The organism is Acinetobacter sp. ANC_7634 (genome assembly GCF_056779875.1).
In genome coordinates this window covers 120672-138557 of sequence record NZ_JBWYIT010000002.1, presented here as the reverse complement: position 1 = coordinate 138557, position 17886 = coordinate 120672, and the positions used below count along the sequence as shown (strand labels likewise).

Below are 17886 nucleotides of genomic sequence, written 5' to 3'. Positions count from 1 at the left end.
TTTATATCTGGCTTATGCCTATTTTTAAAGCCACGTATTATGGCTTTGCAACTCTTGAATCTGCAATGTTAATGTCATTAATGGTTACAACAAACTGACCATTTATAATCTTTGGTGGTGTCGCATTTTTCCATTGAATCGCCAAGCCATTTCGGTAACGTAAGTCAATTGCTGAAACTCTTGGCCAAACCACTTTCAGATCTGCTTGAGATAAGTGACTCAATCGTTGCAGTTTGCTCATGGTCTGATCCTGATCCACAATAATACGTAAACCCGAATCGAACTGCATAAACCATGTCCGACGATCTGTTAAATATAGCTCTTTCAAACGCAGATTAACTGGACTAAATAGTTGATTAATTTCATGATAACGTCTCATCATGACTTTTGACTGATCTGACGGACCATGCATAAGTGGTAAATTTGCGTGATTTCTAGAATATGCCTCTGTATACACCACACCCTGATCACTTAACAGACGTCCTGTTCCCCAACGTGCAATCGGATGTTTCGGAATAACACGAACCTTAATACCGTCTGGCCAAGCTCTAGAAATGACCACTCGATCTACCCAAGAAATCCCTAATGCCTTATCACGAATTTGCTCAAGATCAGCAGTAAAATAATTGCCTGTAATGGTAGGCATTAACTGCTGTTTCACTTGACTAATTTCAGGCTCGGCTTGCAGACCAACCACATCCAAAGATGCTACCTTTGCACTGGTCATGACGCTATATAAGCCATAAATCCCGACCAAAAGTACACAACATGCAAAAATAAGCATGACCCAACCACCCGCATTAATCATTTTCTCTTTGCGAGTCGGTGGTTTGTCATGAATCGATGTAATCGCCGCACGTTTGCGACGCATCGATGGAGGTAGTTGAGCCATAACTTAGTGTGATTCTTCCGCTAAGGTTTGCTCTAAAATAGCCAAACACAAATCTTCAAAACTATAACCTACTGCTTGAGCTGCTTTTGGTACCAATGAATGACTGGTCATGCCTGGAACAGTATTCACTTCTAGCAGCCAAAATTGACCTTGCTCGTCCTGCATAGCATCAATTCTACCCCAACCACTTGCCCCAACAGCTTGAAACGCTCGTAAGCAAAGCGCTTGTAAACTTTTTTCTTCAGCTTCACTCAAACCACAAGGGATACCATATTCAACATCATTGCGTTGGTATTTAGCTTCATAGTCATAAAAGGCTACATCAGCTGGAGGTTGTAAACGGATGACTGGTAATGGTTGTCCGTTTAAAAATGAAATCGTAAATTCACGACCTGTAATCCACTTCTCAGCCATGACCACGGCATCATGTTGAGTCGCTTTTTTAATTGCTTCAGCTAAATCCTCTGCTTTCTCAACCTTACTCATGCCCACACTCGAGCCTTCGTGCACGGGTTTGATAATCAGTGGTAATCCAAGCTCTGCAACGAGTGCTTGTGCATCAGTATCTTTAGAAACAATACGGTATGGCGCTGTAGGAAGTTCAGAACCTTGCCAAATTTGCTTGGTCTTTACTTTATCCATTCCGATAGCCGACCCCTGCACACCAGTTCCAGTATATGGAATATTTAACCACTCTAATGCGCCTTGGATTTGACCATCTTCTCCACCACGACCATGTAACACAATAAATGCACGATCGTAATTTACCAGTTCAGTCACACTGCGTTCTTGAGGGTCAAAACCCTCTGCATTCACACCTGAACGTACCAATGCTTCAAGTACAGCCTTACCACTATCTAATGACACCTCACGCTCTGCAGATTTACCACCAAGCAATACAGCAACTTTGCCGAATTTAGAAGCATTTGACACGTTTAGTTCCTTAAACTTATAAAATTTTCAATTTAGCCAAATCATCAAACGACGATTATTTTAAATAGAGCTGGTTCTGAGCAAGCTCAATTGAAATTGCTCCAACGTTACCCGCACCTTGAGTCAATAACAAGTCATTTGCTTGTAACACTTTTTGTATCACATTTGGCAAATTCCCTTCTACTGGATCAATCAAGATTGGTTCAACATCACCACGCAATCGGATACTTCTTGCCAATGAGCGACTATCTGCACCAACAATCGGCTTTTCACCTGCAGAATATACTTCTAATAGCAGTAATTGATCGACTTGTGACAAGACATCAACGAAATCATCAAAACAATCACGTGTACGGCTAAAACGGTGAGGTTGGAACATCATCACAAGTCTACGATCAGGATGACTTGCACGCGCAGCTTTAATCGTTGCTTCAACTTCTTTTGGATGGTGACCATAATCATCAACCAGTTTGACCGTTCCATCACCTAACTCAAATTCACCTTGAATTTGGAAACGACGCCCTACACCACTAAAACTTTCTAAAGCACGAGCGATTGCAGCATCAGATACACCTTCATCAGTTGCCACACCAATCGCAGCTAACGCATTAAGGATGTTATGCAAACCAGGCATATTAATGGTTAACTTGAGTGGCTCTTTGTTTTTACGAAGCACAGTAAAATGTGATTGCATCCCTTCTTGTACCACATCTACAGCACGAATATCGTTATCTTCGTTAAAACCATAAGTTAAAACAGGTCGACCAATACGTGGCATAATTTCACGAATATTTTGATCATCGCCACACACTACGGCTAAACCGTAGAATGGAAGCTTCTGCAAGAATTGAACAAAAGTATCTTTCAAAACATCGAAGCTACCACCATAAGTGTCCATATGATCAGCATCAATGTTGGTGACAATAGCGGCCATTGGTTCTAAATATAGGAATGAAGCATCAGATTCATCTGCTTCAGCTACAATATAACGACTCGCACCTAAAGCAGCATTTACTCCAGAGCGATTAAGCAAACCACCAATCACGTATGTCGGATCCATGTTTTCTTCAGCAAGCATACAGGTCACCAAACTTGTCGTAGTGGTTTTACCATGTGTACCTGCAACCGCAATACCATGACGGTAACGCATCAACTCGCCCAACATTTCCGCACGACGAACTACAGGGATACGTGTTTCAATCGCTGCTTTAATTTCTGGATTTTCTTGGTCAATCGCAGTCGATACAACCAATACATTCGCACCCTTAATATTATCAGCAGCGTGTCCGATATGAACTTTAATGCCATTTTCTTCAAGCTGTGCAGTGGTTTTAGAGGCTTTAATATCCGACCCTGAAACTTTATAGCCTTGGTTTTTTAAGACTTCCGCAATCCCGCACATTCCTGCACCACCAATACCCACAAAATGGATATGCTTGATACGGCGCATTTCAGGAATTTTAATCAGGTTTTTTGCTTTATCAGCTGGGTTCGTTGAAGACATAATTTTCTCTAAAACTTACAAATCTTGAATTAAACCAACCACACGCTGAGTTGCATCTGGTTGAGCTTGTTGACGTGCTTTAACAGCCATTTCCGTCAACAATGTACGGTTCATGAGTGGCAATAAAACTGTTTTTAATGAATCAGGAGTGAGTGTCGCTTGTGGACAAATTTTTGCAGCATTAATATCTGCTAGGAATTTGGCATTCGCGGTTTGGTGGTCATCTACTGCACTTGGCAAAGGTACAAATACGGCTGCAACACCCGCAGTAGCAATCTCAGTGACCGTCAGTGCACCAGCACGACAGATTACAAGATCGGCATTGGCATAGGCTTCCGCCATATTTTCAATAAACGGTTGAACTTCTACCTGTAAATGATCAGGAGCATCGGCATAACGTGCCCGCGTGCTATCAGCATGATTTTGACCACACTGATGATAAACACTTAAAGGAACATCTAATTGTTTCAGTGCTTCGGGTACGCGCTCATTCAATGCTTGTGCGCCCAAAGAGCCGCCTACAATTAAAATTCGAATAGGCTGATTGGCTTTTTCTCGCTCTTGATATCGCCAAGCAGGGCTCAATATCGCAGAAATTTCCTTACGTACGGGATTACCTGTAGTCACGATTTTATGATTTTCTGGAAATGTTTTCGGGAATGCCTGACAGACCGTTTTAGCAACACGAGCCAATTGGGTATTGGTGAAACCCGCTACTGCATTTTGCTCATGAATGATGACAGGAATACCAAGAATACGCGCAGCCAAACCACCAGGACCTGCAACATAACCGCCAAAACCAGCGACTGCATCTACGTTTAATCGTTTCATATAGCGCATTGCGCTAAGCGTTGCTTTTAAAATTTTAAAAGGGGCTTGCAGCTTACGGACGATTCCATTGCCACGCACACCCTGAATATCAATTTGATAAATTGGAATGTGGTGATTTTTAAGCAAGCGGTTTTCCATACCTGAAGGCGTTGCCAACCATGACACTTCGACACCTTGCTGTTGTAATTCCTGAGCAACTGCTAGGGCAGGAAATACATGTCCACCTGTACCTGCAGCCATCATCATGACATGTTTAGGTTGTTTATGCTGAGCTTGTGTCACGGTCTAATTCTTCAAATCTAAGAGCTAACAGAAAATTTTATATAAGGCATCAATTGTAATCACAATCGTATATCCATGAAAGTTTATTTACTTTTTTTCACGGACCCTTTAATTGTTTTTTTCATATGATTTCAGAGTTTAAACTAGATTTATTATGAGGTGTGCCTTTTTTATGTATTTTACCATTCGATCTAGTTTATAACGCACCAAAATAATGATTAATGTGCACATTAAAAACCACCACAGTATTGGCTCTATTGTTCCTTCGTATCTGCGCTACCACCATATTGGATATAAACTTATGTCTAAATGGTATGAGGCAATAGTTCTATTTATGATATTGCTATATCTCATTGAGATTCAGCTCGCGAATAAAAGGATTTTTAAACGCAAATGTCAAAAATATCATCTTATGACATTTGGATTATTTTGGCAGGCTACCTTGCTGCAATTCATGTCGGTAAACTTTCTGCTGTTATTCCAATTCTTCAAAAAGATTTAAATCTAAGTTTCACCCAAGCAGGCCTATCCTTATCACTGGTTCAAGGTGCTGGAATGCTATTTGCCCTGTGTATTGGTGCTGTATCTGAGAAAATAGGACTCAAAAAATGTCTTATTTTTGCACTCATTCTATTGGGGATGAGTAGTTTTGCAGGCTTATGGATTGATCATAGTATTAGCCTTTATTTTTTTCGATTTATGGAAGGCATTGGATTTCTCACCATTAGTCTTTGCGCTCCCGCAATTTTAAAACGCCTAAGCACGCCTGAAACCATGAATTTTAAAATGGGGTTATGGAGTTCTTATATGGGAGTTGGGGTTAGTCTTGCTATTTTGACCATCCCTGTATTACTCGAATGGCTCAGTTGGCAACACATTTGGGCATTATTTGGTGCCTTTTGTTGGCTGGTTGCCTTGATGATTTACCATTTTTTACGTTATGACGATAAGCAAACCACTGTAACGACAAAGGCACTGAGCACATCAACCTCCAACTCTTTTTTATCTATTGTTAAAGTCACCGTGACCCATCCACCCATTCTCTGTCTAGCCGTTATCTTTGCTTGCTATACCAGTCAATGGATCACACTCACAGGTTTTTTACCCAGTCTTTATGTCTCATTCAATATGGATTTAAAGCTTGCAGGAATTTTGGTGTCAATGGTTGTGTTATCTAACTTAGGTGGAACCTTTGGCGCAGGCGTATTACTTCAAAAAGGCATATCTCCTTTTAAATTACTTCAATTTAGTTTTTTAAGTCTAATTTTATGTAGCTGGGTTGTATTTTCACAACCCTATTGGTTGATTTTTGAGTTGCAATATTTGTGCGCTATTTTGTTTTCTTTTATCGGTGGCATTATTCCGACGACCGTCTTTGCCAATACGCTTAGATACGCACCACAGGTCAACGCAGCAGCATCCAGTATGGGCTTAGTGCTGCAAATTTCTGCATGTGCGCAGTTCCTTGTTCCCCCAGCAACAGCAGCTCTCGTTTCGTCTTCTCACCAGTGGTCCAATGCCGCATGGGTTACCGTAAGTCTTTCCACCCTAGGACTATTGACCAGCTATTATTTATTTAAAATATATACGCAAAAAAAAGAGCCTATTTAGGCTCTTTTTTGCAGATCAGCTAACGTCCAGCTTCCAAAACATCAAATAATGTATCTGCGATAGAAGTACCAAATTGTGCGTCTATTTCACGTATACACGTTGGACTAGTCACATTAATTTCTGTTACATAGTTTCCAATGACATCAAGACCAACAAATACCAGCCCCTTCTCACGCAAGAATGGTCCAACTTTAGCAGCAATCACCTTATCATTTTCAGTCAACGGACGTGCTTCACCACGCCCACCAGCAGCAAGGTTACCTCGCGTTTCACCATTTTGTGGGATACGCGCTAAACAATATGGAATTGGCTCACCATTGACCATCAGAATACGCTTATCTCCATCCACAATTTCAGGAATATAACGTTGCGCCATAATCGGTTGCTGCCCCATTTGAGTCAACATTTCCAAAGTTGAACCGATATTTGCCCCTGCAGCAGTTAAACGGAAAATCCCCATACCGCCCATCCCATCTAGCGGTTTTACAATCACATCTTGATGTTCAGCAATAAACTCTCGGATTAAACTTTGCTGTGAAGTTACCAAAGTCGGAACCTGCAGTTCTGGAAATTGTGTAGCGAACAGCTTTTCGTTACAGTCTCGCAAACTTTGAGGTTTATTGATAATCCAGGAACCTTCACGTTCCGCTTGTTCCAGAATATAAGTTGTATAAACAAAGTTCATATCAAAAGGTGGATCTTTACGCATGAGTACAACATCGTATGCGGCTAAAGATTCTTTCTGTTTTTCACCAAGTTCATAGTAATGATTATAATCCTCAAACACTTTAAGTGGTGAGATCAAACCAAAAGCTTTGCCTTGATCGATATATAAATCTTCCTGAAGTGCATACCCTAACTCATGACCGCGACGTGCAGCAGCCCAAAGCATTGCCATGGTCGAATCTTTTTTGAGGTTTACATTTTCGATGGGATCCATCACCACAAGTACGCGCATGATCTGTTCTCTATTTTATCAATGAAGCGATTATAACGAAGTTTAGTGAACGATCTACTGATCTATCAAAGGATCAATTGTATAAATTCAGAGAAGCTCCTTCCTATTTCTGCTGAGCACTAGAATTTGGATTCATATCAAACTACTAAAAAAAATAATAAAAAACGGCGCAATGAGCGTCAGGAAAAATCCACTGAGAATTGCAATTTGTACATCTAATGGTGAACAATTGTTTTTTACAAAGGGTAAAGTCGAGTCCATCGCCGTGGCACCACATACACCAATGATTGGCTTTGGATAACGCTGACCTAATAAATACAACAATGCAATCGCATAAAACTCTCGTACAAGATCTGTGATCAAAGCAAAAGTTCCCTGCTCAGGTCCTAATACTTTAGCAACTAAAGGACCAGAAAGAGAGAACCAACCAAATCCACTCCCCATCACAACGAGTTCGACAAAAGATTGAGTCATGATATGACTCGTCAAATAAGCCGCAATAAATAGTGCAATGATTGAAAAAAATGGCACTTTAATATGATTCATAGTGAGGGCTTGAATTTTAATCGTAGACAAATCCACTCCGATTAAAAAAATCAACACATACAATAGTATCGCGCTTAACATTTCCCCTGATAAAGTCTTGGGTAATAGCCAATATAGCCCCATCCCGATCAACACCATTCCAATCGCAATCAAGCATTCGGTAATAGGTTTGAGCATATCCTTGAATGATTTTTGGTGCTCAGCCTTAAAGTGGCTACGATTAAATAAAAGTCCAAAGGTAATCACACTTAACACTGTAGAATAAATAAAAGCTTCAATTAATATTTTTGAACCAAGATCTTTATCAAACAAGACACTGCCAAATTGAAAGCCTATAGAGATGAGGAGCAACCACACCAAAAACGTAATTTGACCAACCAATATATTGCGAACTTGAACGTTTGCAGCTTTACCTATGCCCCAACCCAATATAAGAGAAATGAGAATAGGTAAAAGCGAAATTATTAAATTTTGAATCATATTTTTTGCTTTGTAAGAGAGAAATCAATCAAAATCATCCAGCGCTCACCAGCCTCAGCATTTGTGCCTTGATCTATTTTTCTAATAGGTGATACATAATGTGAAACTGCTGGATCGTGTACAGCAAAACTTTCAGAAGCTTGTCTCAACGTAAATTTTTGATAAATATTATAATTATTTACCTCATCTAAACGCTTATTTCTTTCCTGAGGTGATGCAATAAAGTTTTCACCTCCTTCAATGTTATTGCTCCTATAAAACAAATGAGCAAATGTGAATGGCTCACCATCCTGATGAAAACAATTAGGCGAACTAATTCCTAGCTGATCGGCATGAGTTGAACGCAGTTTGACAAAATGGACACCCACGTAAATTGGCAGATAGGCATTTTCCAAACCAAAAGTAAGTTGATAATCATCTACAATCAAATCATTAAGATATTGCGTAGATTTAGCTTCTTGGCTCAACGCGTTAAAATAACGAATCGACTGATGCTCGGGATTGTTCCCTCCCTGATCATATCCAGATAACTCCTGCCCTATATTATCACGCACTGTCGGCAACCAAATAGGCTTAAGATCTTTTTCCCAAGGTAAAATTAAGGCATTTCCGTATCTTCTAAACCTTTGAGTATGTGTAGGTGCAAAAGGATCTTTTTCAAGTTTTTCAAACTCTTTAGCTAGTAATAGTTTAGAAAAATGATCCACCTCTATAGATTTATAATGTAGATACCCTTTTGCTTTGAAGGTATTCTTCAAATCAATTTCTTGATGTTTTATAGCAGTCAAATTGCTATACGATTCAGTATTAGCGTCTAATTGATCAAGCACAATTAACCCTTAAGAATAACTAAATAAATATCATAGTTACGCTAAAATTATTACGTTTTTATTAAGGTTTACTCACAAAATAATATTACTATTTCAAATTAAATTATTAAGAAAAATTACAAAATTATTGTTACAACTTCAAATACGAATTACATCAAACGTTAACATCGTTGAATAAAACTAACAGGACTTAATATTCCAACAATAGGTACAAGTCCATGATTAAAATAATTTCTACACTATGTTTACTCACTATCAGTTCAGTTACTTTAGCAGCAGGCAATCCTACACGAGTCGGTGATGTACTCGGTCGAGACCTCAACGTTCCAATTGTTGGTGCATTAGGGCATACAGGTGTATATATAAGTTCAAACAATATTGTTCAAGTCATGAACAAAACGGCATATGTAGATGTGATTGAATATGTCAGCTTAAGTGGATTTAAAACTACAAAATATTGGGGAGCAAAGGCCAAAACAAGTTTTGGATATAAATCTCCTTACTCATCTGCTGCTAATCAAATCACTGCGATTTCAAATCAGCAACGACCTCATGTCGCTTACACGCTGTATTCAGCAACACCAAACCCAGCTGTGCAAGTCTGTTCACAATATAACTCCAACGGTGCTTGTAGCAAATATACATGGCAAAAGGGAACGTTCCGATGTGACAGCTTTACGAAATGGCTCTACACTCAGACAGGTAATGGTAATCTAGGAGGAAGCACACCGCGTGGAACTTTCAACAGTAGCTTACTCACAATTACACGAGTGTAAATAAATCATTCCCATTATATTGCCTTCACATCTCTGATGTTGAAGGCAACGACAGCTTAATATTATGAATAAGAAAAATATTTTTTTGGTTATTTTGATCTTCGTGATCTGTGCAGTAATTTTATGGGTGTATTTGAAATCGACAGCAGATACGACTCAAAGTATATCAAATCAAAACAATAATACTTCAACGCTAAAAAGCAATGAAGATCGTGCGACTAGCTTGTCTGAAAATAGTGCAGATATGGAACTCAACACTAGCAACCTACCCGTATGGGCAAAAAAGTTACTTCAACTGGATCAATCTACTGCGAATCGAGATGAAAAAATACATGATTTAATTCAGCTCCTTGAACAAAACCAGCATGATGAAAATGCAATAGAAGAAATCCTGACTCAACTTACTTCTCTCAATCCTTTAGAAGCAACTGAACAAATTTTGCCATTTCTCACACATCAAAATCCTAAAATTCAAAGCTTAGCGATAGGCGCACTGAATAATGCGATGTTGCTGACTGATCGAGAACATGAACTCAAAAAATCCCTACCTGAAAATGATTTGATTCGACAGAAAATTAGTCACGCTTTAGAGCAACGTTTTCAGGATCCAACTTTAGATCCAAAGGTTAAACAAGTTCTTATTTCTAGCCTACCGCATACCGCATCTGTCCAAACTCAGCACAATCTTGCACAAGAACTTCTTCAACAAAATTCTATCTCACCAAACGAAGCACAATTTCTTTCTCAATATCTGCTAAATGGTCAGGGAAATAACACAACTTTAGAACAACTTGCGCATAAAAATCCGAAGATGATTGAAGACATTATTGCGAATTTAAATAATCAAATTGTCGACCAACCAGCTATTGTTGAAGTTCTGAATAATGATCAAAAAAAGCAACTACATAATTTTATCTTACAGCATCCACCAAGCTCGAAAGATGAAAGTTATGGATATAAAAATGATATATGGCGATTTTCTTTAAACCAACTTCAACAATAAATAAAAGTTAGACTGGTTTTATATGAATATTTTTCAAGCTTATAATTACATAAAATTTACATTTAAAATAATTAAATAACTTCCCACTCCTATTTTAACTATAAATCAACATAGATTTAATACATTAATCTTTTTTATTTTAAGCTAAATTAATATTACATTTTAATCATTCATGATTTCATTTTTTTAATCGTGATGACTAAATATTTAGCACTCCAATAATCATAGTTATAAATTTAATGAGGGCATTATGAAAATAGTTTTAATTGGTGCAACAGGCATGGCAGGTTCTCGTATTCTTGAAGAGCTTGTTTCACGTGGACACTACGTCAAAGCGATTGCGCGTAATACAAGCAAAGTTTCAGATACAGAGCGTGTGTTAACTGTAGATTTAGATTTAAATGATCAAGAAGCACTTGTAAATGAGCTGAAAGGTCAAGATGCTGTAATTAGTGCAGTACGTTTCCAAGGTCTTGATATCAATTCACTTCTTAATGCTATTCGTGAATCAAAAGTTAAACGTTATATTGTTGTTGGTGGCGCTGGCGGTTTAACTGTACCAAATCAAAATGTGCGTGTAATCGATACAGAAGACTTCCCTGATGCATATAAAGCTGAGGCGGAAGCAGGCATTCAGTTCTTTGATAAGTTAAAACAAGTGGACGACATTGACTGGACCTTTATTGCTCCTGCAGCGGAATTCGGTCCTGGTAAGCGAACTGGTGAATATCGCTCTGGTAAAGATGAACTTATCGTTGGTGAAGAAGGCAGTAAAATCTCTGCAGAAGATTTCGCAGTAGCGCTCAGTGATGAGCTTGAAAATAATAACCATATTCAAGAGCGCTTTAGCGTAGGTTATTAATATTCAATGATATTATTAAAAAAGGAAGCTTAGGCTTCCTTTTTTATTATTTATTTCGCTCTATGAGATATTTTAAATAAATGAGATGAATGAAATCTAAAGAGGTTATAATATTTATATAAATAAAATTTAAAAAGTAGTATTTTCATGAATTATCTTGAGTATTTTTTATATATTTTCACTGTCATTATTATGATTGCCACTCCAGGCCCTGTTATGATTTTGGTGGCCAGTGCAGGTGCAAAAGGTGGTTATCGAAAAGCATTACAGACTATTTTAGGTACTAATGTTGCCTCACTATGTTTAATTACCCTTTCAATTCTTGCACTTAAGGGTGTTCTGCATTTTAATGAGCATATTTTCAATGTCATCAAAGTCCTAGGATGTCTTTACATTGGCTATTTAGGTTTTGAAATTCTTAGAGAAACTTTTCAGCACAATCAAACTGCCTCTTCAAAGATCAAGCCGATCGATAGTGGTTTTTCCAAAGGTTTTTTAGTTGGTATTTCCAATCCAAAAGATATTATTTTCTTCACTGCTTTTTTTCCGCAGTTTATTCAAATTACACCAAATATAGATTTAAGTTTGACGCTGTTAATCATCACATGGATTCTTCTAGATTTTGTCGTACTATCTTTGGTCTATTTAGGTTTTAACGCTATTTCTCAACAACGTATTTATTCAAAAATCTTAGCCTTGTGTGGCGCGATCCTCATGACCATCGCTGGGTATGGGATATTCAGCACAGCGCTCTTTTACGAGTCTCTTTAACTTATTTAAACTACAATTTATTCCCGGGGTTTCTAATGATGCAACCCGCCATGATCGTCTTTTATTCAGAAGATAAAAATCATTGATTAGATGATTCTTGCCTGCGATCAGGTTATACATTTGATATACCCCACCGTAGCAAAATCGTCCTTGAGTGATGAGGTAACAAGAACTGAATGAAAAGTTGGGCATAACGTAAAAATGTAATTTGTGTGATGCAGATAAGAATTTCGCATAAGCTCTATTATGTTAAATGGGAGGGAGGGAGCAAAATAAGTTAACATTTTGCTTCCGACCACATTAAGCTAGAGTTTTATTTAAATAAAGCTATTTAGTAATCATTAAATTAATTAAAATCTAAATCTAACACCAGCTCCATATAACCAACCTTTCTCAGAGTTTGATTCTATTTGCCACGACGTTTCATCATTACCTTTTGAATACTCATAGGCAATGTCGATATACGGCATGATCTTTTTACTGATTTCATAGCGAGTTTCAAGCCCTGCGGTTGCACTGCTTAAACCAGTTTTTTTCGCATATTTAGAGTCATCACTAAAGATCGCATCCAACTCTAAATAAGTTTGAATAATCAACTTTTGGGTAATCAGAAAATCACGTTCCGTTTCTAGACTAAAGCCCGCATAACTGTCTTCTCCTGCATAGAGATAAGCATCAGTTTCAAAGAAATATGGTGCCATACCATGTAAGCCAATCACTGCATCAACATTTTCTTCGGTGTCTTTGCGATGATCATCGAGTTCAACTTTTTCACTGCGATAACGTGCACCAATCTGTGCATCCCAAAAGTCTGAAATCATACGGCTATATAAAAGTTTGGCATCATAATGTGCATCATGCGATTCTTCTTTATCGGCATGAACTTTAATAAAAACCTTATTTTCATCTGTGCCAATACGGGTTTCAAACTCTGACTTTAAACCGCCTGTGCCATCTTCATTGACAAACCACTTATTATCCACCGTCGTAATCGCATAAATTTGCGCACCGTGTTCTGAGCGATGATCATAATGCGAACTCTGCTGAGTATTCGCATCTGGTACATGATGTAAATGATTAACCGTAGATGTTGCCTGATGTTGTGCATGATTCATCTGACCATGGTTCATTTTCCCCATCATCTGCATGTGTTGTGCATGCTCTTGTGGAGAATGCTGTGAATGATCCATCTCAGACATCGCTTGATGATTCATTGATGGTACATTTTTTCCATCAGTCTGAGCAGTTGAATGATGCCCTTCGTGCGCCAAACTTAAGCTTGTTAAACTCAATACCGCAACAGAAAAAAACGCTTTAAATACAAAATTAGTGATGTGCATGTCCAGCTCCTTTTTGCTCAGTTACTTGGTGAGTTTGAGTCGAATTTGTACCTTGAATTGGCGTTGTAGACACTTGTTCATCGCTAACATTTGCCACGATCAACTTGTTCATCATTCCTGCACTCATGTGATACAACAAATGACAATGGATTGCCCATTCGCCCAACTCATCCGCAGTTAATAAAGCAGTCACTGTTTTACCCGGTGGTACAATCAATGTGTGTTTATTCGGCATATCTACCGACTCTTGACCATTCTCCAACTGCATAAACATACCGTGTAAATGCATCGGGTGCGCCATCATACTGTCATTAATAAATTTGATACGGATACGCTCGCCATATTTCACTTTTAAAGGCTCAGCATCACTAAATTTTTTACCGTTAATGGTCCAAATATAACGTTCCATAGTACCGCCCAAACGCACGACCAATTCACTGCTGGCTTCACGAGTATCTTTTTGCGGCTCTAACGATTTTAAATCGCTATATTGCAAGGCTTTGTTACCTGCAGGTGTAGAGGCATTTGCCCAACCATAAACCACTTGATCATTTTTTTGCGGTTTTACTGCGCTATGCTGTGAACGATCCGTGCCTTTCATATCGCCATGGTTCATTTTCGAATGATCCATTCCTGAATGATCACCACCACCATGTCCCATATCTTCCATAGTCAAAAGCGAGCGTGAACGTGGCTGAGGCATATGAATGCCGTGTGTTACAGGATTTAGTTCATTGTGTAGCGTACCAATCGCATAACCTGAACGGTCAATTGACTCAGCTTCAATTTGATAATGTCCACCTTTTGGCTCCACAATCACATCATAAGTTTCAGCCGTACCAATACGGAATTCATCTACAGAAATGGGTTTCACAGGCTGACCATCAGCACTAACCACAGTCATTTTCAAGTTAGGAATACGGACATCGTAGAAAGACATCGCAGATGCATTCACAAAACGTAGGCGAATTTTTTCATTCGGTTTAAACATTCCTGTCCAATTTTGTTCAGGTGTTTTGCCATTAATGAGGAAGGTATAACCTGTAACATCCGACATGTCGGTTTTTAGCATACGCATCTGATTCCACATGTTGCGGTCAGACCATGTCGCTTTTATACCATCACGTTTAACCTGCTTCCAAACATCACCCAAGGTTTCACGCTGATCTTGATAATATTCAGCTGAAATTTTAAGATCTTTCTGAATTTGATCACTGGTTTTTTCATGAAAATCTGACAACATCACCACATAGTCACGTTCAGCTTTTTCATGTGCTGCCAATGGTGTTTTACCTTTTGGATAAATCACAAAAGAACCATATAAGCCGTCTTGTTCCTGTCCTTTAGAATGAGCGTGATACCAATAAGTCCCGCTTTGGCGAATCTTGAATTTATAAACATACTCGCTTTGAGGCTTAATACCGTTAAAACCATTAAATCCTGGTACACCATCCATAATGCCCGGCAACAACAGTCCGTGCCAATGAATAGAAGAATCTTGGTTTTTTAAATTATTTTTCACGCGAATGATGGCTTCATCACCCTCTTCAAACTCAAGCAAAGGCGCAGGAAATTGACCATTTACGGTAATGCGCTTTACAGGCTTTCCAGTTGGGCTGACCACTGCTTCATCAATAACAAGCTGATATTCACGCACTTCGGCAAAAACCAAAGGCGACGATGCAAAACAAATACCTGCTAATAGGTACGAACTAATTTTATGAGACATAACTTAACCTTAATTTTTGAAAAATAAATAAATTTTAAAAAAATTGGTTAAGTTTTAGGAGGACGTGAAATTTCTTGCCAATACCCATTTAGATATTGGTTGAGGTAATAAAAATTAGGCTGATCTATAGAATAGAAGGTATCTAGGGGATCTAGCGAGCTTTGCAAAGAATGAAGACATGAGATCTGTGTCTGGCAGGATAAGCTAGAACATTCCTGACACTTTTTGTGATCTATATTCTGATTAATAGCTAAATGATTATGGCAATCGGTATTCGTTTGTACTTCGTGATTAATACCATGTTGAGTGACTTGCTGTGCTTGATCTAAACAATGATCTTGGCTCATTTCAGTTTGCATATTGATATGCATTATCTTTACTGATGCAACAGACACACTACTCCATCCTATGGCAAAAACCATAAGAAAACAAAACCAAAGTTTTTTGGAGAGATGAGTCAACACGAATGCTATCTAGGAATAGAATTTAATCCAAAATATCTTAACGGAATTTCAACTATTTACAACTCAATATAATTTAGTAGTTTCTCTAAAATTAACATAATACACCTTATGCGAAATCAAAAATGGGAGTCTTAGGCTCCCATTTTTTACTATTTTTTTTAAAATTTCGTATAACGCCTATTATGTTAAATGGGGGGATTTATTTAATCCGCTTACCATCTTTATCTATGATGATTTGACCATCCTCTTTGATAAAAGCTCCTAATTGAGGCGCAGACAAAATATCTAAAACGAGTTCAGATGGTCTACATAGTTTTACACCTAATTCAGTCACTACAAATGGACGGTTAATTAAAATTGGATACTCAACCATAAAATTAATGAGCTGTTCATCTGTCCAGTGTGGCTGATCCAATTTATGAGTTTCAAAAGGTTCTACATTTTTACGAATAGCTTCATGTACAGAAAGACCTGATTTTTCAATTAAATTAATCAGTTCTCTCTTGCTCGGAGGGTTGAGAAGATACTCAATAATTTCAGGTTCCTCTCCGGTATTTCGAATTAAAGCCAGTGTATTTCTTGATGTTCCGCAAGCAGGGTTGTGATAGATCTTAACTTTTGATGACATTGGATTAACTCAAAGCTTAGTAATATTGCATTTATATATGGATATGCGTATATTCGCAATAGCATATATTGGAGTGTAGATGATGGATCAAGCAGATTTCTTTAAATGCCTATCTGACCCGACACGTCTAGATATTTTAAAAATTATTTTAGCAAGACAAAATGTATGTGTTTGTGAAATCACAGAGATATTACAACTGAGCCAACCCAAAATTTCTCGTCACTTGGCTTTACTCCGTAACCTCTCAATTTTGCTAGATGAGCGCAAGGGACAATGGGTGTATTACCGATTAAATCCTGATTTACCAGAATGGGTAAATGCAGTGCTCAATGTCTTAAATGATGAAGTACTGAATAAACCTGCAAGCAACTTATCTATCTCTATGCAATGCGAGTAATTCAATGTCCGGATCAAAGCTCTCATTCTTAGATCGAAATCTAACGCTATGGATTTTTATTGCCATGGCATTAGGAGTAGGTATTGGTGTATTTTTTCCTCAAGCATCTGTGGTACTCGATCAATTAAGCATTAATTCAGTGAATATCCCTATCGCAATAGGGCTTATTTTGATGATGTATCCACCACTTGCCAAAGTAGACTATGCGACTTTGCCTAAAGTCTTTGAGGACAAGCGAACCCTTACATTATCTCTCGTTCAAAACTGGCTAATAGCACCTTGCTTAATGTTTGGTTTGGCAATCATTTTTTTACATGCCTATCCTGAATACATGACTGGCCTAATTCTCATAGGCTTAGCCCGATGTATTGCGATGGTCCTCGTCTGGAACGATCTGGCATGTGGGGATAATCAATATGTCGCTGCCTTAGTCGCGTTTAACAGTATCTTCCAGATCTTATTCTTTAGTACTTATGCCTGGTTATTCTTAACCTTCTTACCACCATTCTTTGGAGTAGAAGCACAAATCATTAATGTGAGCTTTTGGACAATTACCTATGCTGTTCTTATTTATCTAGGTATTCCGTTCTTACTTGGATTTTTAACTCGGTTGATTTTAGTCAAACAGAAGGGGGTGGATTGGTATCAATCTAGATTTATCCCAAAGATTAGCCCAATCAGCCTTATTGCGCTTTTATTCACGATTATAGCCATGTTTAGCCTTAAAGGTGGTGAAGTGGTTAGCCTTCCTCTAGATGTACTTAGGATCGCTATTCCTTTGACAATTTACTTTGTTGCGATGTTCTTCATCAGCTTCTTTATGAGTAAGTGGATGGGTAACGATTATCCTAAAACAACTGCTATTTCCTTTACTGCGGCAGGCAACAATTTTGAATTAGCACTTGCTGTAGCGATTGCCACTTTTGGATTAGCTTCACCTGTGGCTTTCACAACCGTGATTGGACCGCTTGTTGAAGTGCCTGTATTGATTGCCTTAGTGACAGTTTCGCTATGGCTGAGAAAAAAAGTTTTTAAAGAGGCATGAGTCG

Annotated in this window: 18 protein-coding genes; 7 read left to right on the top strand and 11 right to left on the bottom strand. The window is 38.3% G+C overall.

Going from position 1 to position 17886, the window contains the following annotated elements; all coding sequences use genetic code 11:
• Nucleotides 1–37: 37 nt before the first annotated feature.
• From AC1M9A_RS04485 to murG, 4 genes are read right to left on the bottom strand one after another with little or no spacing between them, the layout of a single operon-like run.
• Nucleotides 38–892, bottom strand: a complete 855-nt coding sequence (locus tag AC1M9A_RS04485) for a cell division protein FtsQ/DivIB (protein ID WP_481609731.1) — start codon at nt 890–892, stop codon at nt 38–40.
• A gap of 3 nt (nt 893–895) precedes the next feature.
• Complete coding sequence (locus tag AC1M9A_RS04480; RefSeq protein WP_481609730.1) at nt 896–1825, bottom strand: D-alanine--D-alanine ligase; 930 nt, start codon at nt 1823–1825, stop codon at nt 896–898.
• 55 nt (nt 1826–1880) lie between these two features.
• Nucleotides 1881–3329, bottom strand: a complete 1449-nt coding sequence (murC, locus tag AC1M9A_RS04475) for a UDP-N-acetylmuramate--L-alanine ligase (RefSeq protein ID WP_481609729.1) — start codon at nt 3327–3329, stop codon at nt 1881–1883.
• A 15-nt stretch (nt 3330–3344) separates the two neighbouring features.
• On the bottom strand, nt 3345–4442 hold the full coding sequence (murG, locus tag AC1M9A_RS04470) for an undecaprenyldiphospho-muramoylpentapeptide beta-N-acetylglucosaminyltransferase (protein WP_481609728.1): 1098 nt from the start codon (nt 4440–4442) through the stop codon (nt 3345–3347).
• A gap of 393 nt (nt 4443–4835) precedes the next feature.
• Between murG and AC1M9A_RS04465 the strand changes: the two genes are divergently transcribed.
• Nucleotides 4836–6053, top strand: a complete 1218-nt coding sequence (locus AC1M9A_RS04465) for an MFS transporter (RefSeq protein WP_481586876.1) — start codon at nt 4836–4838, stop codon at nt 6051–6053.
• Between the two features lie 19 nt (nt 6054–6072).
• On the opposite strand, the gene gshB is transcribed toward AC1M9A_RS04465, so the two are convergent.
• The 3 genes from gshB to AC1M9A_RS04450 all read right to left on the bottom strand — a co-directional run bounded on the left by gshB (nt 6073) and on the right by AC1M9A_RS04450 (nt 8867).
• Nucleotides 6073–7011 carry a glutathione synthase gene (gene gshB / locus AC1M9A_RS04460; RefSeq protein WP_035270267.1) on the bottom strand — a complete coding sequence of 313 codons (939 nt, stop codon included), beginning with the start codon at nt 7009–7011 and terminating at the stop codon, nt 6073–6075.
• Nucleotides 7012–7143: 132 nt separating this feature from the next.
• Nucleotides 7144–8037 carry a LysO family transporter gene (locus AC1M9A_RS04455; protein ID WP_035270265.1) on the bottom strand — a complete coding sequence of 298 codons (894 nt, stop codon included), beginning with the start codon at nt 8035–8037 and terminating at the stop codon, nt 7144–7146.
• Nucleotides 8034–8867, bottom strand: a complete 834-nt coding sequence (locus AC1M9A_RS04450) for a 2OG-Fe dioxygenase family protein (RefSeq protein WP_081403308.1) — start codon at nt 8865–8867, stop codon at nt 8034–8036. Before AC1M9A_RS04450 ends, AC1M9A_RS04455 begins: the two co-directional genes overlap by 4 nt.
• 218 nt (nt 8868–9085) lie before the next feature.
• On the opposite strand from AC1M9A_RS04450, the gene AC1M9A_RS04445 reads away from it, so the two are divergent.
• The 4 genes from AC1M9A_RS04445 (at nt 9086) to AC1M9A_RS04430 (ending at nt 12279) form a co-directional block, all read left to right on the top strand.
• Entirely contained in the window at nt 9086–9643 is a 558-nt protein-coding gene (locus AC1M9A_RS04445; protein ID WP_481609727.1) for a hypothetical protein, read from the top strand.
• Between the two features lie 64 nt (nt 9644–9707).
• Nucleotides 9708–10646, top strand: coding sequence for a hypothetical protein (locus AC1M9A_RS04440; RefSeq protein WP_481609726.1), 939 nt, complete (start codon nt 9708–9710; stop codon nt 10644–10646).
• 250 nt (nt 10647–10896) lie between these two features.
• Entirely contained in the window at nt 10897–11508 is a 612-nt protein-coding gene (locus AC1M9A_RS04435; protein WP_092766521.1) for an NAD(P)-dependent oxidoreductase, read from the top strand.
• A gap of 147 nt (nt 11509–11655) precedes the next feature.
• Nucleotides 11656–12279, top strand: a complete 624-nt coding sequence (locus tag AC1M9A_RS04430) for a LysE family translocator (RefSeq protein ID WP_481608666.1) — start codon at nt 11656–11658, stop codon at nt 12277–12279.
• A gap of 350 nt (nt 12280–12629) precedes the next feature.
• Here AC1M9A_RS04430 and AC1M9A_RS04425 read toward each other — a convergent pair whose 3' ends face one another.
• From AC1M9A_RS04425 to arsC, 4 genes are all read right to left on the bottom strand, one after another.
• On the bottom strand, nt 12630–13619 hold the full coding sequence (locus tag AC1M9A_RS04425) for a copper resistance protein B (protein WP_481609725.1): 990 nt from the start codon (nt 13617–13619) through the stop codon (nt 12630–12632).
• Complete coding sequence (locus tag AC1M9A_RS04420; protein ID WP_481609724.1) at nt 13606–15348, bottom strand: multicopper oxidase domain-containing protein; 1743 nt, start codon at nt 15346–15348, stop codon at nt 13606–13608. Before AC1M9A_RS04420 ends, AC1M9A_RS04425 begins: the two co-directional genes overlap by 14 nt.
• A 47-nt stretch (nt 15349–15395) precedes the next feature.
• The gene (locus AC1M9A_RS04415) at nt 15396–15707 is read right to left on the bottom strand and encodes a hypothetical protein (protein WP_481609723.1); all 312 of its coding nucleotides are present in this window, start codon (nt 15705–15707) and stop codon (nt 15396–15398) included.
• A gap of 304 nt (nt 15708–16011) precedes the next feature.
• A complete protein-coding gene (arsC, locus tag AC1M9A_RS04410; protein WP_481609722.1) occupies nt 16012–16440 on the bottom strand; it encodes an arsenate reductase (glutaredoxin) in 429 nt (142 codons plus the stop codon).
• A gap of 82 nt (nt 16441–16522) precedes the next feature.
• Here arsC and AC1M9A_RS04405 point away from each other — a divergent pair, with 82 nt between their 5' ends.
• Nucleotides 16523–16837 (top strand): ArsR/SmtB family transcription factor, encoded by a 315-nt coding sequence (locus tag AC1M9A_RS04405; RefSeq protein ID WP_035264683.1) that lies wholly within the window; start codon nt 16523–16525, stop codon nt 16835–16837.
• A gap of 4 nt (nt 16838–16841) precedes the next feature.
• On the top strand, nt 16842–17882 hold the full coding sequence (gene arsB, locus AC1M9A_RS04400; protein WP_481609721.1) for an ACR3 family arsenite efflux transporter: 1041 nt from the start codon (nt 16842–16844) through the stop codon (nt 17880–17882).
• The last annotated feature ends 4 nt before the right edge of the window (nt 17883–17886 follow it).